18 protein-coding genes are annotated in these 20,749 nt (G+C 36.6%); 6 read left to right on the top strand and 12 right to left on the bottom strand.

Annotation, left to right across the window (positions count from 1 at the left end; all coding sequences use genetic code 11):
- Positions 1-3: 3 nt before the first annotated feature.
- Positions 4-921, bottom strand: a complete 918-nt coding sequence (locus CG11_RS08180) for an outer membrane beta-barrel protein (protein WP_052594965.1) — start codon at positions 919-921, stop codon at positions 4-6.
- Positions 922-1,221: 300 nt separating this feature from the next.
- On the opposite strand from CG11_RS08180, the gene CG11_RS08185 reads away from it, so the two are divergent.
- The 3 genes from CG11_RS08185 (at position 1,222) to recG (ending at position 5,074) form a co-directional block, all read left to right on the top strand.
- The gene (locus CG11_RS08185; RefSeq protein ID WP_052594967.1) at positions 1,222-2,172 is read left to right on the top strand and encodes an SIS domain-containing protein; all 951 of its coding nucleotides are present in this window, start codon (positions 1,222-1,224) and stop codon (positions 2,170-2,172) included.
- 18 nt (positions 2,173-2,190) lie between these two features.
- Positions 2,191-2,649, top strand: coding sequence for a hypothetical protein (locus CG11_RS08190; protein WP_052594969.1), 459 nt, complete (start codon positions 2,191-2,193; stop codon positions 2,647-2,649).
- A gap of 316 nt (positions 2,650-2,965) precedes the next feature.
- A complete protein-coding gene (gene recG, locus CG11_RS08195) occupies positions 2,966-5,074 on the top strand; it encodes an ATP-dependent DNA helicase RecG (protein WP_052594971.1) in 2,109 nt (702 codons plus the stop codon).
- Between the two features lie 47 nt (positions 5,075-5,121).
- On the opposite strand, the gene CG11_RS08200 is transcribed toward recG, so the two are convergent.
- The 4 genes from CG11_RS08200 to asnB all read right to left on the bottom strand — a co-directional run bounded on the left by CG11_RS08200 (position 5,122) and on the right by asnB (position 9,912).
- Positions 5,122-5,679, bottom strand: coding sequence for a chromophore lyase CpcT/CpeT (locus CG11_RS08200; RefSeq protein WP_197043799.1), 558 nt, complete (start codon positions 5,677-5,679; stop codon positions 5,122-5,124).
- Positions 5,680-6,226: 547 nt separating this feature from the next.
- The gene (locus tag CG11_RS08205; RefSeq protein ID WP_052594975.1) at positions 6,227-6,625 is read right to left on the bottom strand and encodes a PepSY-like domain-containing protein; all 399 of its coding nucleotides are present in this window, start codon (positions 6,623-6,625) and stop codon (positions 6,227-6,229) included.
- Between the two features lie 79 nt (positions 6,626-6,704).
- Complete coding sequence (locus tag CG11_RS08210) at positions 6,705-7,700, bottom strand: SDR family oxidoreductase (protein WP_052594977.1); 996 nt, start codon at positions 7,698-7,700, stop codon at positions 6,705-6,707.
- Positions 7,701-7,983: 283 nt separating this feature from the next.
- On the bottom strand, positions 7,984-9,912 hold the full coding sequence (gene asnB, locus CG11_RS08215) for an asparagine synthase (glutamine-hydrolyzing) (RefSeq protein WP_052594979.1): 1,929 nt from the start codon (positions 9,910-9,912) through the stop codon (positions 7,984-7,986).
- A gap of 267 nt (positions 9,913-10,179) precedes the next feature.
- On the opposite strand from asnB, the gene odhB reads away from it, so the two are divergent.
- Entirely contained in the window at positions 10,180-11,451 is a 1,272-nt protein-coding gene (gene odhB / locus CG11_RS08225; protein ID WP_052594982.1) for a 2-oxoglutarate dehydrogenase complex dihydrolipoyllysine-residue succinyltransferase, read from the top strand.
- A gap of 228 nt (positions 11,452-11,679) precedes the next feature.
- Here odhB and CG11_RS08230 read toward each other — a convergent pair whose 3' ends face one another.
- Positions 11,680-12,177, bottom strand: a complete 498-nt coding sequence (locus CG11_RS08230; RefSeq protein WP_052594984.1) for a DUF2147 domain-containing protein — start codon at positions 12,175-12,177, stop codon at positions 11,680-11,682.
- A gap of 357 nt (positions 12,178-12,534) precedes the next feature.
- Positions 12,535-13,512 carry a UDP-3-O-(3-hydroxymyristoyl)glucosamine N-acyltransferase gene (locus CG11_RS08235; RefSeq protein WP_052594986.1) on the bottom strand — a complete coding sequence of 326 codons (978 nt, stop codon included), beginning with the start codon at positions 13,510-13,512 and terminating at the stop codon, positions 12,535-12,537.
- Positions 13,513-13,907: 395 nt separating this feature from the next.
- Here CG11_RS08235 and fabG point away from each other — a divergent pair, with 395 nt between their 5' ends.
- Positions 13,908-14,648 carry a 3-oxoacyl-[acyl-carrier-protein] reductase gene (gene fabG, locus CG11_RS08240; RefSeq protein WP_052594988.1) on the top strand — a complete coding sequence of 247 codons (741 nt, stop codon included), beginning with the start codon at positions 13,908-13,910 and terminating at the stop codon, positions 14,646-14,648.
- 82 nt (positions 14,649-14,730) lie between these two features.
- On the opposite strand, the gene CG11_RS08245 is transcribed toward fabG, so the two are convergent.
- The 5 genes from CG11_RS08245 to CG11_RS08265 form a co-directional block, all read right to left on the bottom strand.
- Entirely contained in the window at positions 14,731-15,192 is a 462-nt protein-coding gene (locus CG11_RS08245) for a low molecular weight protein-tyrosine-phosphatase (RefSeq protein ID WP_052594990.1), read from the bottom strand.
- A gap of 101 nt (positions 15,193-15,293) precedes the next feature.
- The gene (locus CG11_RS08250; protein WP_052594991.1) at positions 15,294-15,821 is read right to left on the bottom strand and encodes a hypothetical protein; all 528 of its coding nucleotides are present in this window, start codon (positions 15,819-15,821) and stop codon (positions 15,294-15,296) included.
- Positions 15,822-15,823: 2 nt separating this feature from the next.
- Complete coding sequence (locus CG11_RS08255) at positions 15,824-16,588, bottom strand: alpha/beta hydrolase (protein ID WP_052594993.1); 765 nt, start codon at positions 16,586-16,588, stop codon at positions 15,824-15,826.
- An 84-nt stretch (positions 16,589-16,672) separates the two neighbouring features.
- Positions 16,673-17,395: a DUF2306 domain-containing protein gene (locus tag CG11_RS08260; RefSeq protein ID WP_052594995.1), complete on the bottom strand. Its 723-nt coding sequence runs from the start codon at positions 17,393-17,395 to the stop codon at positions 16,673-16,675.
- 133 nt (positions 17,396-17,528) lie between these two features.
- Positions 17,529-18,713: an endonuclease gene (locus CG11_RS08265; RefSeq protein WP_052594997.1), complete on the bottom strand. Its 1,185-nt coding sequence runs from the start codon at positions 18,711-18,713 to the stop codon at positions 17,529-17,531.
- A 263-nt stretch (positions 18,714-18,976) separates the two neighbouring features.
- On the opposite strand from CG11_RS08265, the gene recJ reads away from it, so the two are divergent.
- Positions 18,977-20,680, top strand: a complete 1,704-nt coding sequence (gene recJ, locus CG11_RS08270; RefSeq protein WP_052595000.1) for a single-stranded-DNA-specific exonuclease RecJ — start codon at positions 18,977-18,979, stop codon at positions 20,678-20,680.
- Positions 20,681-20,749 lie beyond the last annotated feature (69 nt).

The following is a 20,749-nucleotide window of genomic DNA, read 5'->3' on the forward strand; positions in this document are numbered from 1 at the left end:
TTATTACTCTTTTCCAAAAGTATATTTTATCCCTACACTAAAAGAAAAGGCATTAAAATTACTAGTCTGTGTCGGTAAATTCAATGGTTTGTCTCTATCAACATTTCCGCTAACTCGGACAATTACATCATCAGGAACATCTGGCAAAATATTAATTCCTGCCGTGGTATTAGATTCTTGTGTTAGTTCATCCTGAAAGACGATTTGTGTTACCAATACATCTGCTGTTTCCAATTCATTGGTTACTTCTCCGTTAGGTGAAACTGCTTCATCCTTTACCACTGTTGCTTTATCAGAACGAATTCTCAAGCCAGTATACGTTGCCTGTAAATAGATCCCTAAATTATTATTTACGTTATACTGCACTCCAATACTTGATTCAAATCCAACAGAGAATTTACCATCCACATCCGTTTGTTTTGCTCTTGATCCTCCTACTCCATACTCCCAAGACTCCTCCAAAACAGTCTTTCCCCAAAATGGCAACAAAACGCCAAACTTGGCATAAGGCTGAAACTTGCCTTCGGGAGCTTGAACAACCAAAGAAGGCGTAGCTCGCATTTGATAAGAATATCCTGTTCGGCTATATTGATTATTTTTGCTGCTTATGCTGTTATCACTACCATATTCTTGCTTAAAACCTTGGAAATAATAAATCTCCAATTCCACACCAAAGTAAGGTGTTATCATATATCCTCCCGCCACAGAAAATCGTGCCCCCTGCCCAAATGAACCAAAGACTGTTCGTTGAGCGGTCACGACATTATTAGAATCTCGTGTTAAGGCAGGTATTGCAAAAGCATCTTGCCCAACATTAAATCCAGCTCCTGCGCCTGCTCGAATATAACCTTGAGCTTGAGTAGAAACAGATGTAAACATTAGAACCAATAAAGCGGTAACAACAAAGAATAATTTTCTCATATTAAGAATTGTTTTTTGGTTGAAAATAAATAGGTAGGCTCTATCTCTGTCTGTCTCTAAATTCTCTTACATACGAATAAAGCCACTAGACAAAATATACAAAATGTTTCTAAAATAGAAGAAAATAGAATCTTGGGAACACAAAAAAGCTCCAACGCCCCCTTCTTATTATTATAATTTAAATACTTAAGCTATTTTGTCAGCCGATACCTCAACAAACACACCTACATTAATTAATATTTTTTTCTTAAAAAACTACTTGTATATTGGAATTCATTAGAAGGATGGTATTTTTAGCCTATGAATGAAATAAGAAAAATAGCTGCCCAAGTTTTTCACATCGAATCCGATTCTGTCAAAAGATTAACAGCGCTGCTCAATCAAGATTTTGACAAAGCAGTTGACATACTTTTTAATTGCAAAGGACGAATTGTAGTTTGTGGAATTGGCAAATCGGGATTGGTAGGCAAGAAAATTGCAGCAACACTAGCGAGCACTGGTTCTCCCAGTTTTTTTTTACACCCATCAGAAGCAATTCATGGAGATTTGGGTATGTTGATGCCCCAAGATTGCTTTCTCAGTATCTCAAATTCTGGTGAGACAGATGAAATTCTACAAATTGTACCTTACGTTAAACAATTAGGGCTTCCACACATTACTTTAGTAGGAAATGTTCATTCAACGTTGGCACAAAATGCCGATGCGGTCTTAAACATTCAAGTACAGCAAGAAGCCTCTCCTATTTCTGTCGTTCCAATGGCATCGACAACAGCAACAATGGCGATGGGAGATGCCATTGCTACCGTTTTAATTCATTTGAGATCATTTGATGAGACCGACTTTGCAAAATTCCACCCTGGTGGTTCTTTAGGACACAAACTGGTTACCAAAGTGGGAACTGAAATGCATCGACACAACTTGCCAACAGCATTATTAGATACTACTGTTAAAGAGGTAATCATGAGTATGTCTAAAGGTATTTTTGGGATGATTGTCATTTTAGATGATACTCAAAAAATTGCGGGTGTCATTACTGATGGCGACTTACGTAGGAGTTTAAATAAATTCCCTAGTAGTTCTTTTTTTGATCTAAAAGCTAAGGAAATGATGACACCAACACCTAAAACAATTCAAGAAGACTGTCCTTTGTGGGAGGCAGATCAATTGATGCTTGCTCATAAAATAACCGCATTACCAGTAGAAAAAGAAGGTCGATTAATTGGCATTCTTGCCAAACATCAGATCAAGTAAGTAGATAAGTAGAATACTATGGAATTAGAAGAATTATTACAAAAAGAAGACCCCGCTCATTGGGAAGTTGCTTTTAGAGATTATGTTCAGAGTGGAAAAGTAGCTATAGATAATTTTTTATGGCAATGGCTTTGGGAACGTGTGGCATGGTCGGAGGAAGCTTACAGCTTGTTTTACAACAACGCACCATTAGTAAAGGCAAACATCTTTGGAATCACAGTAACTATTACAGTAGGAGACCAAAACAAAAGGCGCTTTGTCAATGTAAGTCTGTTTGAGAGCAACCCATATCATCCCGACTTTGAAGAATTTGTCATTGTCGATGATAAAGAATGGCGCTTTTCATCCATTGGCAATCCTTATATTGATGAACCCAATTATAAATTTTGGGAGAAAGCACTCTTCTGCAAACTCGTCAATGTCGCTTTTGAAGAACGAAAGGGATTAGATTTTTTAATTGAGCGATCTAGACGCTAGAATTCTGGTAGCAACCCATAACTAATTTGCTAATTTTTCTTTTATGAATCGCTAAAATGTTGTTATTTTTAGCCCTTTATTATTTTATAGTAGTTCGTTGATTAGTTCGCTACGCTCATGAGGGCGCAAGCTTAGTTTTTTACTTTTTTACCAAAAAGATAAAAAAGCACATTTATATTAGTTTGATAATCAAATTTTTAACACAAAACGCAACAAATTTACAACTTATTGATTATCAAACTAATAAAGTTTAGCTGCGCTGCTACTCCGTGGTTTCAACGAACTATTGATTTTATTGACGTTTAGTACATCATTTATGTTAAATACCTCTATCGAATATTTAAAAGGTGTTGGCTCTGCCAAAGCAGATCTACTCAAAAAAGAGTTGGGTATTTTTTCTTATATACAACTCTTACAACACTACCCTTTTCGTTATGTAGACAAAACAAAATTTCATAAAATCAAAGATGTCAAAGAGGAAGGGGACTATGTTCAAATAAAAGGAATACTTAGGCGTATTGATAGTATTGGTGATGGTCGAAAACGTCGTATGAAAGGCGTTTTCAGAGATGAAACGGGGATGCTTGAGCTAACTTGGTTTAAAGGTCTTAATTGGGTTCAAAATTTACAAATAGGCATGGAATATATTGTCTATGGTAAGCCTAGTATTTTTAAAGGAAAGGTTAGTATTGTACACCCCGATATAGTGTTGTTTACGGAAGCCAAAAAAGCAAATCCGTCCACCTTAGAGCCGGTCTACCCGACTACAGACAAATTGCGTAACAAACGTCTTGATAGCAAAGGAATGCTAGTTATCATGAAAAACTTATTCATGAAAATTCATCCCCAACGCCATCTTATTCCAGAATCATTGCCAGATTACTTGCTCGAAAAATTGCGATTTCCTAGTCGTTACGCAACATGGATGGGCATTCATTTTCCTAGAGACAAAGCACAGCGAGACTTGGCTCAAAAGCGCATCAAATTTGAAGAGTTTTTCTTCCTTCAATTGCGAATGCTGCGAACCAAACATCAAAAGAAAGTTGGTATCCGTGGCTTTATTTTTAGCAAGATAGGACATTATTTTAATACCTTTTATCAAAATAACCTAAAGTTCGAGCTTACCAATGCTCAAAAACGAGTCATTAAAGAAATTCGTGCTGATATAGCCACAGGACACCAAATGAACCGCTTGTTACAAGGGGATGTAGGAAGTGGAAAAACAATCGTAGGCTTTATGTGCTTACTCATTGCTATTGATAATGGCTTTCAAACAGCCTTAATGGCGCCTACCGAAATTTTAGCGCAGCAGCATTATCAATCCATTCTAGAAATGGCTGAAGGCTTGAATCTCAATATTGGAATTTTAACGGGTACTGTTAAAGGAAAACGTCGAAAAGCTGTTTTGGAACAACTGGAAGCAGGAGAAATTGATCTGCTGATTGGTACTCATGCTTTAATCGAAGCCCCTGTCAAATTTAAAAATTTGGGTTTTGTTATTGTTGATGAGCAGCATCGCTTTGGTGTTGTTCAACGCTCTAAAATGTGGCGTAAAAATCCAACCAATCCTCCACATATTTTGGTCATGACGGCAACTCCAATTCCTAGAACTTTAGCTATGACGGCCTATGGGGATTTGGATGTATCGGTCATTGATGAAATGCCTCCTGGTCGTAAACCTATTAACACATTCCACAAATTTGAAAGTCAACGATTGTGGACATTTGGGCAAATGAAGCGTGAAATTGCGAAAGGGCATCAAGTATATATTGTTTATCCCTTGATCGAAGAATCTGAATATGAAGGTTTGAGCGAAGTAAAAGACTTAATGGAAGGATACGCTACCATCGAACGAGAGTTCCCTAAACCTCATTACCAAATTTCTATTGTTCATGGTCGCCAAAAACCAGCTGACAAAGAAGCTGAAATGCAACGCTTTGCACGAGGAGAAACTCAAATTTTAATGGCAACAACCGTTATCGAAGTAGGGGTTAATGTTCCGAATGCTAGTATGATGATTATTGAAAATGCAGAGCGCTTTGGATTGGCTCAATTGCACCAATTAAGAGGGCGTGTAGGCCGTGGAGGTGGTGATGCCTATTGTATTTTAATGACAGGATTTAAATTGTCTGCTGACGGTCGTTTTAGAATGCAAACGATGGTTGAAACCACAGATGGGTTTAAGATTTCAGAAGCAGATCTCAAACTCCGAGGTCCTGGTAATATTGAAGGAACGCAACAATCAGGCGTACTCAATTTAAAACTAGCCAATATTGCGCAAGATGGTGCTATTTTAAGAGCAGCTAGAAGTATTGCACAAGAAATTTTGGAAGAAGACCCCTTATTAAAAGATCCTAAAAATGCCCCTTTGCTGCGTCAACTGAAATTATCACAAAGAAAACAAGGCTTTGGGCAAATTAGTTAAGTCGTCTTTCTTGTGAGTATACAAAATTTTGGAAACAGTACTTTTTCTTATTCTTCTATTTCTAAATATTTTGGAAAAATTTTGGGTTGTCGTACAAATTGCAATCCTTTTTTATAAGAAAAAAGGGCTTCTTTATTTTTATCTAACATCTTATTATACAAAGAAATAGAATCAGGCGTAATTACACCATGCACTTCTACATATTTGATAATATCTGACAAATTTCGACGGCAAGCACCTCCTGTAATTGTAAATTTATTTTGGTTATTTCTTGTAATTATAGCTGTACATCCTTCGTTATAAATCAAATCATCTACATCCAAATTTGCTAAAGGCTCTTTTTTTCTCCAATCACTAACATATCGATCTTTATTGGGTAGATCATACATTACGATTTCCATTGTCTCACGGTCTTTTTTCTTGAAATTCCAAACCTCTTGTGAGAGCAAATCATCTGGTCGGTCTTCTTGTAGCCAACAAACATACAACCAATATTCATCTCCTCTTTTAGGCCAGATTGGGACAGAAATAATTTCTTGACTTCTATAGAGAGGAGAGCTTTCGCGTCTCGATTGTTTTTTATTAGAAAAAAGTCCCAAGTACATGTTAAAAACTTTTTCCAATCTGTTTTCCGTTTCTCTTATTTCCGTACTATTTTTTGTTCTATCTAAGTAATTATACTGTTCTTTATTACACGAGTCAAACAGTACAACACAACTTAAAATTATTGCTGATACAAAAAATGTAAAATATACTTTCATGAATCTTTTTTAGATAATTAGCTACTATTCATTCCAATGACTTCACTACCCCTCTTTAAAATTCCTAACAAACTAGCTAACAACAAGTTAAACCAAACGGTTGTATTGGAATTTTTTCTATAAAATGATATATACTAAAATTTGGTAGAGGGACAAGGATAAAGATATTATTTTTTGGTAGATAATCTATGATAGTAGTCCGCTGATTTTTTAGTTTTTTACAACGAAGCAAACACCTCTACAAGCCAAGGAAGCCAATCAACACAAAAAATCTACAACTATAAAGCAGCAACATAACTAAGTATTAGTCAGATAGTAGGCATAAAATAAAAGAACGAAGTAATTAGACCAACCTAACTACTTCGCTCTATTCTTAATTCATATCAATGAATTACAAATCGTACCCCTTTGCCAAGAAGGCACCATCCTCTCTAAAATGAGCTTCAAATTCTTCTCCTGTATCAGCAGATTTTAACTCTAATTCGTAAGAAACATCACCATTGCTATACTGCACCATACTCGCTTCCTCTATACTATGGTCTTCAAAAGTAGCATTCGCAGCAGCAATAATTGCTTCAGGAACATCTTCTAAGTCCATAGAGATTTCTGTCAAAAGCAAATGTCCCGTTACTGTAATTTCTACTTCAAATTCCACTTCACCATTATCAAATGAAGCTTCATAAATTTTAGCTGGAACCTCCCATCCCCACTCTACATCACTTAAGCTTACATCAGGATAATAATCTTTAAATACGCGTAAAATTTCACTAGGTACAAAAAACTCGTCCATTGTTTTATAGTTTATTATTTTATAATCTTATTCGTTTCACAAACACATGATCCCCCAATACAAGGAAGATAGTGCCTTTTTATTGAGTAGCCAACTGTCTAAAATAGTCTACTGTAATAGCCAATCCTTTTTCAAAATCAAACTGAGGGTCGTAATCTAATAATTTTTGAGCCTTCGATATATCTGCCTGAGAATCTCGGATATCTCCTGCCCTAGGGGCACGATGAGTTGGCATTTTTTCAGGAACTCCAGCAGCTTTCCGAACCCCTTTGAACAAATCCAATACCGTGTAACGCCCCCCACAACCAACATTATACACTTGATTTAAAGCCTCTGTATTGGTCGTTAACATAGCCTTGATATTGATTTGCACAACATTTTCAATAAATGTAAAATCCCGTGTTTGTCCTCCATCTCCATTGATAAATACTTCTTTATCATGCATACAAGCATCGGCAAACAAAGGGATAACCGCAGCATACGCCCCTTTAGGACTTTGTCTCGGTCCAAAAACATTAAAATATCGAAAACCAATAAACTCCATATCATACAAGCGCCCAAAGTTCTCTGCAAACAGTTCATTGGATAACTTTGTAATAGCATAAGGGGATAGAGGTTTGCCTATTCGATCCTCTACTTTAGGTAAATTAGGCTCATCGCCATATACGGAAGATGAAGAAGCATACACAAAACGCTTAATCCCTTGCTCGTATGCCGCAAAAGCCATGTTGACAAAGCCATCGACATTATGTGCAGTGGTAGCATAAGGCTCTTGAATAGATCGAGGCACAGATCCCATTGCTGCTTGATGACAAACGATATCCACTCCTTCACAAGCTTTTTTGCAAACCTCCAAATCACGAATATCTCCTTCTATAAATTGATAATTTGGATGTGTCAAAAATGGCTCAACATTCGACTTAAACCCTGTTAAAAAGTTATCTAAAACAATTACCTTTTTTACCTTATATTTTAACAAATACTCAACAAGATTGGATCCAATAAAGCCAGCTGCTCCTGTAATTAAAATGGTTTTATCTTCTAATGATGTTGTATGATAAGGTATCTCGTACATGTTTGATGTTAATAGCTCGAATTATATTCGATGGTTTGATAATTGGTAACGAAAATACAAAGTTCTTATAATTAATTGGCAGCCGATCCCAATAAGTTGCCTATTTTTTTATTGCATACAACCTAAAGCGATTAGAGATACTTTATGGACTCTCTACTTATGTATTTTGTTAAGCAGTCTGAAAACCATTTTTGAATTTTCTCTGCATCAAATACCAAACCCAATAAAAAGGACTGGCTAGCCTCTCCTCTCTCCTAACTTTACTTACTTGACATTAACAGTTTTAAACCTTTTCATTTTTTATCCAACGCAAATACCATTGATGTAGGGTGTATAAAAACCATATAAAATGGGGATTGATATATGTTTTCTGTTGGATAAAGTTATCAATAATCCGCTGTATTTCATTTTTGTTTAATTGAAAAGTAGTCAAAAATGCTTGATCGGATTTAATACTTAACAAAGGCTCCTTTAAAGAACTCAACAGCCATTTTTGGATAGGAATGGAAAATCCTTGTTTAGGACGTTCAATCAACTCCTGAGGCACATGCTTGTATAATATTTTTCGCAATAAATATTTAGTATCCTTTCCTTTAATCTTTAGATTATCAGGCAGCTGCATGGCAAATTCAATGATTTTATGATCCAAAAAAGGGTCTCGCCCCTCCAATGCAACAGCCATGGTTGCACGATCTACTTTGGTCATAATATCGCCTTCTAAGTAGGTATCTATATCTACCATTCCCAAATAGGAAATCAATCGTTGTGCTTCTATTTCCAAGTTGGTTGCATAGCGATTTTGATAAGCACCATGAAGGCGTATCAAATCTTTCTGAGCAATGTACGTCGATGAAATGTTAAAAAAGTCTAAGGTATCTTTGGCTCCCAATGCATTCACTAGTTTGGGAAATTTATTACTTACATTTTTATAATTCTTTAGAATAGGAATTTTCGAACTATTTTGCTCTAGCCAAAGTGGATTAACCCCTGCACTTACCCCTTTTAAGGTCGAACGCAGTAAACTTGGCAAGCGCTGAATTTTGGGGTAGAAATTTTGTGTAATCTCGTACTTTGTATATCCACCAAATATTTCATCTCCTCCATCAGACGATAAGCTGACAGTGACCTGTTCTCTGGCCATTTTTGATACCAAATAGGTTGGAATACCTGAACTATCGCCAAAAGGTTCATCATACATTTCGGGCAATAATGGAATGACTTGTTCAAAGTCTTTTTCGGTACAGTATAGTTCATGATGTTCTGTCCCTAAATGCGTTGCTACTGCTTTTGCATGCTGTGCTTCGTTGTATTCTTTGTCATGAAAACCAATTGTAAAAGTTTTCAATTGCCGCCCTTGTTTCTTTTGAAGTAACGCCGTTACTGTTGAAGAATCAATACCTCCGCTCAAAAAAGCACCAACAGGAACATCTGCGACCATTCTCAACTCAAAGCTTTCTGTTAATAAATGCTCTAATTCCTCTTCGAGTTCAGCTTCTGACGCAGTACTAATCGACGTATTGGCGTAGACTTCCTGTACATTCCAGTATTTTTCTATTTTTATTTGTTGCTGCGTATCTAACTCCAAATAAGCTCCTGCGGGTAGTTTGTGAGCATACTCAAATATACAATGTGGGTAGGGAATGTATCCTTGTTGCAAATATAACGATACTGCTTTTTGATCAATTGTTTTATCAAATTTAGGATGCTGATGAAATGCTTTTAACTCGGAGGCAAACAAAAACAAGCCATCTTTCCAATACCAGAACAAGGGTTTGACTCCAACTCGATCTCTACAAACAGTTAATTGATTTGTTTTCTGATTAAAAAGGGCAAAAGCAAAGAATCCTCTAAATTCATGAACCATTTTTTTTCCCCATGCTTTAAAAGCTTTTAGGATAACTTCTGTATCTGTCCCCGTTTCAAATTGGAAGCCTTCTAACTCCAACTTTTTACGGATTTCCATAAAATTATAGATTTCTCCATTGAATACGATCACCCATTCTTCCCAAAACATGGGCTGTTGACCTGCTGGACTCAAATCTAAAATAGACAGTCGGCGGTGTCCAAATCCCAAACCTATATCACCATTAATATACGCTCCTGCACTATCAGGTCCTCCATGTTGCAAGCTATCTCGCATCGAAATTAGGGTATCTTGAAGTGGGTAAGTATGGTCATAATTCAAATCCCAAAAACCTGTTATTCTACACATTTGTCTTTTGTTTGGTGTTTAAAAGCTGGCACACAAAGTTGTTTTATCATCCAAAAATCTTCGTTGAATGCTTCCAAATGAAAAAAGCTTAACACAAAAGTAAAATAATGCCTTGATTCTATTTCTTTTTCTAACTTTTTTTGACAATTTTTGTAGTATAGAGTAATTACAATTACTTTTTGTATTCAAAATATACTTTTTAATAAAATTATTAAATTCATCACCCAAAGGGATTGGGTTTGATAATTACAATTATCATTATACAGCATGAGTATCATAGAACTCGTAGTTCCAGTTATTGGTGAGTCCATCACAGAAGTAACACTTTCTTCTTGGGTCAAAGAAGACGGTGCTTACGTAGAATTAGACGAAATTATTTGTGAATTCGAATCGGATAAAGCAACCGTAGAAGTTCCTGCCGAAAAAGCAGGAAAATTAATTTGGGTTGCTCAAGAAGGTGACGATATCGCTATCGGAGATGTATTTGCAAAGATTGATACCAGTGCTGCTGGTCAAGATACCTCTTCTAACAAAACGGAAGCTCCTGTTGAAACTCCTAAAGAAGAAGCTCCTGCCAAGGAAGAACCTGCCAAAGAGGAATCTACTAATTCTTATGCTAGTGGGCATCCTTCTCCTACTGCTCAAAAACTAATGAATGAGCACAACTTAAAAGCAGCAGATATTACGGCAACAGGCAAAGATGGACGCATTACTCAAGACGACGTTCAAAAGGCAATTAACAATAAGTCGAATGCTCCTGCTAAGAAAGAAGAAGTAGCTCCTAAAAAAGAAGAAAAGGCAGCAACAACACCTACACAAAATGCAGCGTTTAGCCGTGCACAGCGTACCGAAAAAATGAGCCGTATGCGCCGTACAATCGCCAAACGTTTGGTGTCTGCCAAAAACAATACAGCGATGCTAACAACCTTTAACGAGGTTGATCTAACTGAAATCATGGCACTGCGCAAAAAATATCAAGACAAATTTGTAGAACGCTATGGTATCAAATTAGGTTTTATGTCTTTGTTTGCCAAAGCTTGTGCTAAGGTTTTGATGGAAATGCCTGACGTTAATGCTCAAATTGATGCAGATGGTAAATCTATTATTTATCATGACTTTGTTGATATTTCTATTGCTATCTCTACACCAACAGGTTTGGTCGTTCCTCCTGTTAAAAATGTAGAGTCGTTGAATTTTGCAGAAATTGAGGGCGCAATCAAAGGATTGGCTAAAAAAGCTCGTGAAGGTAATTTAACCCTTCAAGAAATGCAAGGCGGTACCTTTACCATTACCAATGGTGGCGTATTTGGTTCCATGATGAGTACACCAATTATCAATGAACCTCAGTCTGCTATTTTGGGTATGCATACTATCCAACAACGTCCAATGGCTATTGATGGGGAGGTAAAAATTCGCCCTATGATGTATTTAGCCTTGTCTTACGATCATAGAATTATTGATGGCAGTACTTCTGTTACGTTCTTAGTAAAAGTAAAACAACTGTTAGAAGATCCAATTACGTTGTTCTTGGATTTATAATCGTTTAGAAAAAATAAAAGATACTTATTTTTTAAAAGCTGCTTGTTGTTTCGTTCTACAAGCAGCTTTTTTTATTTGTCAAAATGGTTCTTAACGTACTCTTAGTTGGTCTCCTTCAAGTTGGCTTGGTTAGCAATAAAAGTAAATAACAATAGGTCTCTTATTTAAACTAAAAATGGAGTCCTACAAAAGTAGAATTCCATCCTTATTCTTTCAATCTGATTGAATTTATTTTACACGATGCCAAGTTTGCGTGCGGTAGAAAAAGCCAACCCAACCACGTACAGATAATTTGTCTCCAGAACTATCTGAATCATCCATCCACATCGTACAGGTATATACTTTTCCTTTTTTAGGATCCATGATACTTCCTCCTTTCCACTTATCGGATGCTTCTTCCATGTCCCAAATAATTTCCAAACCATACAAAGGTTTTCCTTGACCACGATCAGCAGGACATTTGGTACATTTGATATCTTCAAAGCTTTTTTCCCCACTATCCTTGAGAGTTTGCTCATCCAATAATTTAACTATTTTGGCGTAATATTTACTTCCTTTTTTATAGATTTCTACATGAGATTTCGTTCTCCCTGTTTCATCATCTATTGTTTTCCAAGTACCGATACAATTTTTGCCATTGATAGAGGTTTGAGCCGAAATAGACGTAGACATAAACATTAAACAGCCAACAGCCACTATACTAAAAAGGTGCGCAATACGTTTCATTTAAATTGATTTTTTTAGTAATTAATTAATCGAAGGATTCAAGAATAAATAGGATAATTCAAAATCTTTGCCAGTTTTTATATAGTTCGTATTACCATATACCAAAAATTGAGGGCAAAGAACCTCCCTATACCTTATAAAGTTATAAATTATTCTCCATATAGAGAATAACATTTGTCAGACAATTCCAATATAAGAAAGTTTGTCCCTATTGAATAACACTTCGAGTCTATTTCCATTAAATAAGAACCCTATCAGCTCTGTAAAGTAATTATCTAATGATTTTTAAGTGAGCCTTTTATCTGTTTTGTTTGTTTTCTTCTCGTTCTGATAACGCTGCTACTGCGTAATTTACTCTTACTCCTTTTTCTTATTTTTAAATAACGCTTCGTATATTTCATTCACCTTCTTAGCTATTTCAGGCAACTGACGCAAAGCAATTATTTCTCTAAATTTGGTGCGAGACTCTCCTGCGGGAATACCAATATACTCTTTGTTGCTTCCACCTGGAATAGATTTTGACACTCCTGTTTTGGCTAGGATCGTTGCTCCTTCACCAACTACTAAGGACTTAGAAATACCCACTTGACCATAAATAGTAACATGATCTTGGATAATAGTTTTGCCTGCAATTCCAACTTGGGCAGCTAGCAAGCAATGCTTACCAATACGGACACCATGTCCTACATGTACTAAATTGTCAATTTTTGTTCCTTCTCCAATCACTGTATCTCCAGAAACACCTTTGTCAATCGTACACCCTGCACCAATTTCAACATTATCTTCGATAATAACTCGACCAATGGAATGCCAGCGATTATAAGATTTGTCCTTTTGTCTATTCATGTAGAAGGCATCGTTTCCAATAGATGCGTTGGCATGTACAATTACATTATTACCGATCTTAGTATTGTCTAAAAGTACTGTGTTGGCTCGAATTAAGCAATTGTCTCCAATCGTCACATGGTTTCCGACAACAACACCAGGCTCCAAAATAGTATTTTCTCCTATAATAGCCGTTGGGCTAATAGATTGGTAAACAGGCACAAAAGGACTAAAGTGTAGGGCGAGTTGATTATAAGCTTCAAATGGCTTTTCAACAATCAACAAGGCTTTGCCTTCTGGGCACTCTAATTCTTTGTCTATAATAATAGCTGTTGCAGCAGAGTAAATTGCTTGATTATAATACTTCTCATTATCTACAAACATCAAGCTTCCTTTCTCTACCTTATGAATTTCACTCAAAAAAGTAACTTTGATCTTAGGATCTCCGATAACTTTAGCATCTATCAATTCTGCTATATCCGAAATAGATATTGGCATTTTAAATTTCATAACTTCTGATTTTGTGTAAAGATAACAAAACTAGTGGTTCTCTAAGCAATCGTTCGTCTAAATATTTGGCAAATTAGAAGACATTCTCCCCCCATTTTGAGCTTTTATATGATTAGCAAGACCTTAGAAATATGAGCAAATTGATTCAAACCTTTTAAGCATTTGTTAAGAGAGTTCAGCTTTTTTAACTAATATTGCGCTTGTAAAACAATCTACAAGGTAAAGTTGAGATTTTTTTTATATGCGTATGAGGGTTTCAGCCTAAATTAGAATCATACATATAGAAAACCTATGCATCGTACAATTTTGATGCATCCATACCAATACATATTAACACCTTTGTAGGCATCTATTTCTGTCCTACATTTTTTTTAAAATCAATCTTTTTCAAGTTTATGAAACTTTTGGAAAACAAAATAGCCCTCATCACTGGTGGCTCAAGAGGAATTGGCGCAACAATGGTCAAAAAATTTGCAGAACAAGGCGCACACGTAGCTTTTACCTACCGTTCCTCTTCTGAACAAGCCAATCAATTAGTTGAAGAAGCTTCCACATATGGTACGACTATCAAAGCTTTTGCTTCAGATGCTAGTTCTTTTGAGCAAACACAAGGATTGATTGCTGATGTGATAAAAGAATTTGGGACTATTGATATCCTAGTCAATAACGCTGGTGTCACTCGTGACAATTTATTAATGCGTATGACAGAGGATAACTGGGATGACGTTATGAACAACAATCTAAAGTCTATTTATAATTTCACGAAGTGCATCATGCGTCCTATGCTAAAAGCTCGTGGTGGCTCTATCATTAACATATCTTCTATTGTAGGACTAAAGGGGAATGCTGGACAAGCTAACTATGCTGCTTCAAAGGCTGGTATGATAGGTTTTACTAAATCGATTGCCCAAGAAGTAGGCTCTAGAAATATACGATGCAATGCCATTGCTCCTGGGTTTATCGCAACTGATATGACAGATGAGCTAGATGAGAAAGTAAAGGATCACATGATTCAAACAACATCTCTCAAACGTCTTGGAACAACAGAGGAAATTGCCAATGTAGCGATCTTCCTCGCTTCTGATATGTCTAGTTATATTACAGGAGAAACAATTAATACTAGTGGTGGGATGTAACATCGCCTCAGCTATATTTTATGTTGCCAATTGGGAAGACAGCACTTATTAAGTTTAATCTTCCCAATTGGCATTTTTATATTTAGGCTTCTTTTTGGTAACGTTTGACAACTTCAGAACAGGCTTCTTCCAACATTAGGTAAACCTTTTTGAAGCCACTGTCCTCCCAATATGGATCAGGAACGGCTACGTTTCTCTCTGGTAACACCATATTCATAATCAAACTTACTTTTGATTTTTGAATGGTTGTTTGGCATAGGTTCATCACATCGTTGTAATTACTACTATCCATGACATAAATTATATCAAAATTCTCCAAGTCTTGAACTGTCAACTTCCTTGATCTTTGATCGGAAATATCCAAACCATGTTCTGCTGCAATTGCAATAGAACGAGCATCGGGCAATTCTCCATTATGATACCCACTTGTTCCTGCCGAGTCTACTTCCCAGTTCAATCCTTCTGCTTCAATCTTCTGCTTTAAAATCCCCTCGGCTAATGGAGAACGGCATATATTTCCTAAGCATACCATTAAAAATTTCATCTATTCTTGTTTTTCTTGTTAAAGAAATAATCTACAAGGCACTTTCAGTGAGATTCGTAGAAGTTTATATTCTAAGCGGCGTACACTATATTACGATCGTATCAACGAGTTGTGTTATTACACAAATAAAACCCCAAACCTATTTTAATGGGCAAATCAACGGTCTGCGTAATCTGTCCATAGTTTTGATAAGCAGGACAATTGGTGTATCGAATTCCCAAGGCTACTGTAGCAAAAAAAGCTTTCTTTGAATGCCATTCTATTTCAGGAATGCATTCTACCCCAAAAACTAGTAGGCTTTTTTGATAAAACAATGCCCAGCCAATTTGAGCTTGAATACTTGTCGAAGCTCGCCACGCCCCTTTAGTCCAAAAAGGCAAATTATAGCCTAAATTAAGCCCTATTTGATTTCCCCAATTAATCATTCTATACTCAAGCCCAGTTAAGACTCTCCCCTTCCATACATTATGTTGATAAGCCAATTCTAGACCACCTCCATTATAATAATATTCTCCTCCAACATTGCTTGCAACTCCCAAAAAAGAAAGGGGTTTTAAGGACAGCTGTTGAGCTTTGGAGGTAGGGTGCCATAAGAAAAAAAACAGCCCTACTATAACTATACATCGCATGATTACCAATTATTTGCATTTAAAAAAGCTCTTATATACTCTAAGACTTCTTCTTGCTGTTCTTTAGAGCTTATTCTTGCTATCCCGTCTTTATCTTGTTTTCCATAACTTCCAAATTGAGCATGATTACCGCCATCTATTTGATGGTAAATCGTTTGCCCTCTAGTTGAATTTAAAGGCATATCTACCAAACGTTCTATTATATTCCCCGATGGCAATAAATATTCATTCTCTTGAATTGTCTTAGGAGTTGCCAAACCATCGTGTTCTCCAAAAAGTGACAAGACAGCCCCATTCCAATCTGACAAGCTCGCACTTTTGCTAGGATAGGACGCCATTAATACCAGTCCAACATATTCTGAAGGATTATTATTAATATCTATACAAGCAACGGCACCTCCTAGAGAATGTCCGCTCAAAATCCATTGTTCTACGCTAGGAAATACGTTTTTGCAAGCTGCTGCCTTATTTCCATTTAGAATAGCCAAATTTGCAGATGTTTTAACAATAATAATTGGATAACCATCTAGCACCAAATCTTGAAACGTGTTTCTGTAAGCATGAGGATCTACCAATCCTCCTGGATAAAAGAGCACTCCTGTCTTAGATAGAGTTACATTGGTAGGATATAAACTAATATAATTTGGCGTTTCCTGAATCTGAACACCATCGATTGACACTACTGCTTCAGGCAAATAACTACAAGCTGTTATACTTAGTATTAACAGCACCATCAAACAGTATAAACTAGAACTAGGCTTTTTCATTATTTTATTAATAAGCTACTAAGTAGTCGTTCAGAAAAATTCTATCAATACAACTATGTTGCTATATAACAAGGAAAAACCAGACTAGTTGCGAGAAGCTCTAAAATAATATTTTACAAGCCCTATCCAAATCAAAAATTCTGCGATAACTAGATTCACGACCCAACTTAGCCACGCTACGAGAATATAAAAATCAGGATAACAGAGTAAACTATATGTACTATTCGGGCAAATAATGCCATTCCTCAATTTCCAGTCTGAAACCAAATAAGTTGCAGCTCTTAATGAGATGGCTGAAAGTGTCATCGCATAACTCCGAATCATATATCGTCCGTGAGCTTCTAAGGCTCCTCTTCGTATTGTTTGATAAGCTCTAAAAGTAAGCCACCACCATATGATCGCTTGTAGCACAAATGCGCAACGTGCCCAAAAACCACCATTACCATAAAAAGCCATTACAAAGCCAGATGGTCCAGCAACAAACAATATCAAAAATACGTAGAGTTTTCCTATCGACCGATGCCATTTCGGATATTGAAACATTAATTTTTTTGAAAACTGGGTTAGCCCTGCTGCAATAACCAAAACGGCACTGGTAATATGAATATAAAATGCCGCTAACCAATGCCATTCGTCTACAACCCATTGCTTGGAAGCCAAAAAATCAATGTCTGTTGGAAAAGGTGGTACAATATAAGGAAATGCAATCGAAGCCATCTTGTAAGTCGATAGCCCTATAATTATTAGAAAGACAACTCCCAGAAGAAAGTTTATCCAGTAATTAGCAAGTGTATTTTTATTTATCATGGTTAGGGCGATTGGTCATTAATATACATAGTTATTTGTTCCCTCTCGTTGTGAGCAGTTTCTTTGAGCTACCAATACAAGCTTACTTAACGATCAGTTAGTCGCTACACTGCTACTGCATGGCTGTTGACAACTACTCCTCTACATCCTCTTCTTCTACTGCCTCATCTTCTTCTAATCCAGTTGTATACATTAAATCTATATAGATTGGCAAATGGTCGCTAAAACCACCTATAAAACGAGGACCAGCGTATGTTCTAAAAGGCTGCAAACCTAAATATTTAATATCTTCTTCTAACAAGAACCGAGCAGCAAAAATATGAGCACCACCATCTGATGCCCTCAAAAATCCTCTTCTTTTTTCGTTCAACAAAGGTTCAGACACGATGATGTGGTCCAATGTTCCCCAATGTCCTTGGTATTTGTGAGAGCCCAATTGCCAGTTTTTGCCCAAGCCCTCCATATAATTGAACAAATCGCCCTTTTGAACGGCTTCTTTATCCCCTTTTGCTTTTAAAACTTCTATCAAGCTTTTATTATTCGCATGGTCGTTCATATCCCCCATTACCACAACCTTGACATTAGAGTTTGTTTCGTACAAAGCATCTATTTTTTGACGAACCAAAGACGCTACATAAACCCTTTTAGGCTCGCTTTTGGCTTGTCCTCCCCATCTCGATGGCCAGTGATTGACAAACACACTCAAGGTATCTCTGCCTAAGACTTGTCCACGCACGTGCAATACATCCCTTGTTTTTAGATTTTTATCAAAAGGAAAATCGACTCGAATAGCCTCATGATCAAGGTACTTAAATTTGCTTGGGCGGTAAATAAAACCAACATCAATGCCTCTTCGGTCTGGCGATTCTTCGTGAACAATTTCGTAGCCAAACTTTTTGAGAGGCGTTTTATTAATCAAATCCTCTAATACCTTTTTGTGTTCTAATTCACAAAATCCCACCACTGCTGGTGGTTCCCAACCTCCGACTGCCATCATCACCTTATAAATATTATTCAATTTTTGTTGATAGCGATTGTAAGTCCACCTTTTAAGACCACCTTTGGTAAAGTCATCGTCTCTTTTGGTACTATCGTCTTCTGGAAAAAATAAATTCTCTGCATTATAGAAAACGACTCGAATCCCATTGTTATTTCGAGGAGCGACATCATGATCTTTCAAACCTAGTGTCAAGTTTGCTTCTGCATTTTCCAATCGTTTTTGGCGTTGTTCAGGGCTTGCTTGAACTGCTGCTGTGTCTTCTTGCCCCCAAACATTATTCCCTAGCAAAAGAATAAAAATAAATACTATGATGCGCATTGAGTTATTTTTTATGGTTCTTTATTGTAAATTTGAAGTTACACTTCATGCCACCAACTAAGGACTTTCTCTCAAATATTTTAGTTCCTTTTGGCAACAATCTTATCATGAGATCCGTAAGCTATCAACGGTTAGTCTTTTTTGTCGATTGGCTTTTTTATTTTTTCAATACAAAATAATCGATTCTTAGGACTTCAACTACTTTCTAAGGATTAAATTCTAGTTAACAATCTCCTAATTATACCAAGAACACCTCAAGAACTATGCAAAAACGCTGGGAATTTACAGAATATGATGTTACCGAAGCTACAGAACTACACCAGCAATTAAAAATTCACCCTATCTTTTGTCAATTACTAGTCCAAAGAGGCATCAACAATTTTGATGCCGCCAAGAAATTCTTTCGCCCTCAATTGAGTCATTTACACGATCCTTTTTTAATGAAGGGAATGGAAGACGCAATCCAACGAATAGGACAAGCCATTATCAAAAAAGAACCCATTCTAATTTATGGCGACTACGATGTAGATGGAACTAGTTCTGTTGCTCTGCTGTATCGTTTTTTTTCTAAATATCACCCACACCTACACCGATACCTACCAGACCGTTACAAAGAAGGCTACGGCATTTCTATCAAAGGGATCGAATACGCTGCCACACATCAATGTACCTTGATTATCGCTTTAGATTGTGGTATCAAAGCCCATGAGGCCATTCAGTTTGCCAATCAAAAACAAATTGATGTGATTGTTTGTGATCATCATTTGCCTAGAGAAGAATTGCCTCAGGCCTATGCCATTCTCAATCCCAAACAAAAGGACTGCCCGTATCCGTACAAAGAATTGAGTGGTTGTGCCATTGGCTTCAAATTAATTGAAGGGTTTGCACAGCTTTACAATATATCATTTGAGCAAGAAGTAAAGCCTATTCTTGACTTGGTAGCGATCAGCCTAGCCTGTGATTTTGTACCATTAACAGGAGAAAATAGAGTATTAAGTTTTTATGGATTGCAGCAGCTAAACGAAAATCCTAGATTGGGTTTAAAAACATTAATGGATTTATTAGGTAAAACCAATACTTATTCTGTTAGAGATGTTGTTTTTGGATTGGGTCCTTTACTCAATGCAGCAGGTCGGTTAGTACATGCTAGCAAAGCTGTCGATTTATTGATTGCACAAGAGGAAGAATCAGCAAAAAAACTAGCTAAAGAATTGCTAGCAATCAACCAAGAACGTAGGGATATTGAATGGAATATGGTGGTAGAAGCCAAGCAAACTGTACAAGATGACATTATTTTTGCAGAAAAAAAAGCAATTGTTTTATTCAAAGAAAACTGGCACAAAGGCGTTGTTGGGATTGTTGCTTCCAAAATGGTAGATCAGTTTCACAAACCAACGATTGTTTTCACCGCCTCCAACGGTCGCATTGTTGGTTCTGCCCGTTCTATACAAGGATTTGACATTTATCAAGCTATTGCTCAATGCAAAGATTTATTGGTCAACTATGGTGGTCATCAATATGCTGCGGGACTTAGTTTAAAACCCTCTAACTTAGAAGAGTTCACGCAACGTTTTCAACGGATTGTTGCTCAAAATATCCATCCCTTACAAGAACAAGCTACTCAATACATTGATGCTACCTTGTCCTTCTCTGCTATTAATGATAAATTTTGGCAACTACTGCAACAATTTGCTCCTTTTGGTCCGCAAAATATGCGTCCTGTATTTTCTTCGAAACATCTCAAAGATACAGGTTATTCCAAATTATTAAAAAACCGTCATCTCAAATTAGTTCTTCAAGAAGAAAAAGGAACAACAATGGAAGGAATTGCCTTTGGTTTGGGAGAATATATTCACGACCTTCAAGCCAAAAAACCATTTGAAATGTGTTATGTTATTGAGGAAAATAGCTTTAAAGGGAAATCCAAATTGCAACTGAATGTCAAAGATTTGCGTTTTAGATCCTAATATAATGTATTTATTGCCCTTTAATCAGCTAGCCGTCAAGAACTATAAAGAGTTAACACAATGCTCCTA

The sequence above is a fragment of the Aureispira sp. CCB-QB1 genome (assembly GCF_000724545.1).
Taxonomy (GTDB): domain Bacteria; phylum Bacteroidota; class Bacteroidia; order Chitinophagales; family Saprospiraceae; genus Aureispira.

Excerpts from the sequence above, each read along its gene's own strand:
- CG11_RS08180 (WP_052594965.1), bottom strand. The coding sequence starts at position 921 with ATGAGAAAATTATTCTTTGTTGTTACCGCTTTATTGGTTCTAATGTTT.
- CG11_RS08185 (WP_052594967.1), top strand. The coding sequence starts at position 1,222 with ATGAATGAAATAAGAAAAATAGCTGCCCAAGTTTTTCACATCGAATCC.
- CG11_RS08190 (WP_052594969.1), top strand. The coding sequence starts at position 2,191 with ATGGAATTAGAAGAATTATTACAAAAAGAAGACCCCGCTCATTGGGAA.
- recG (WP_052594971.1), top strand. The coding sequence starts at position 2,966 with ATGTTAAATACCTCTATCGAATATTTAAAAGGTGTTGGCTCTGCCAAA.
- CG11_RS08200 (WP_197043799.1), bottom strand. The coding sequence starts at position 5,679 with ATGTACTTGGGACTTTTTTCTAATAAAAAACAATCGAGACGCGAAAGC.
- CG11_RS08205 (WP_052594975.1), bottom strand. The coding sequence starts at position 6,625 with ATGGACGAGTTTTTTGTACCTAGTGAAATTTTACGCGTATTTAAAGAT.
- CG11_RS08210 (WP_052594977.1), bottom strand. The coding sequence starts at position 7,700 with ATGTACGAGATACCTTATCATACAACATCATTAGAAGATAAAACCATT.
- asnB (WP_052594979.1), bottom strand. The coding sequence starts at position 9,912 with ATGTGTAGAATAACAGGTTTTTGGGATTTGAATTATGACCATACTTAC.
- odhB (WP_052594982.1), top strand. The coding sequence starts at position 10,180 with ATGAGTATCATAGAACTCGTAGTTCCAGTTATTGGTGAGTCCATCACA.
- CG11_RS08230 (WP_052594984.1), bottom strand. The coding sequence starts at position 12,177 with ATGAAACGTATTGCGCACCTTTTTAGTATAGTGGCTGTTGGCTGTTTA.
- CG11_RS08235 (WP_052594986.1), bottom strand. The coding sequence starts at position 13,512 with ATGAAATTTAAAATGCCAATATCTATTTCGGATATAGCAGAATTGATA.
- fabG (WP_052594988.1), top strand. The coding sequence starts at position 13,908 with ATGAAACTTTTGGAAAACAAAATAGCCCTCATCACTGGTGGCTCAAGA.
- CG11_RS08245 (WP_052594990.1), bottom strand. The coding sequence starts at position 15,192 with ATGAAATTTTTAATGGTATGCTTAGGAAATATATGCCGTTCTCCATTA.
- CG11_RS08250 (WP_052594991.1), bottom strand. The coding sequence starts at position 15,821 with ATGCGATGTATAGTTATAGTAGGGCTGTTTTTTTTCTTATGGCACCCT.
- CG11_RS08255 (WP_052594993.1), bottom strand. The coding sequence starts at position 16,588 with ATGAAAAAGCCTAGTTCTAGTTTATACTGTTTGATGGTGCTGTTAATA.
- CG11_RS08260 (WP_052594995.1), bottom strand. The coding sequence starts at position 17,395 with ATGATAAATAAAAATACACTTGCTAATTACTGGATAAACTTTCTTCTG.
- CG11_RS08265 (WP_052594997.1), bottom strand. The coding sequence starts at position 18,713 with ATGCGCATCATAGTATTTATTTTTATTCTTTTGCTAGGGAATAATGTT.
- recJ (WP_052595000.1), top strand. The coding sequence starts at position 18,977 with ATGCAAAAACGCTGGGAATTTACAGAATATGATGTTACCGAAGCTACA.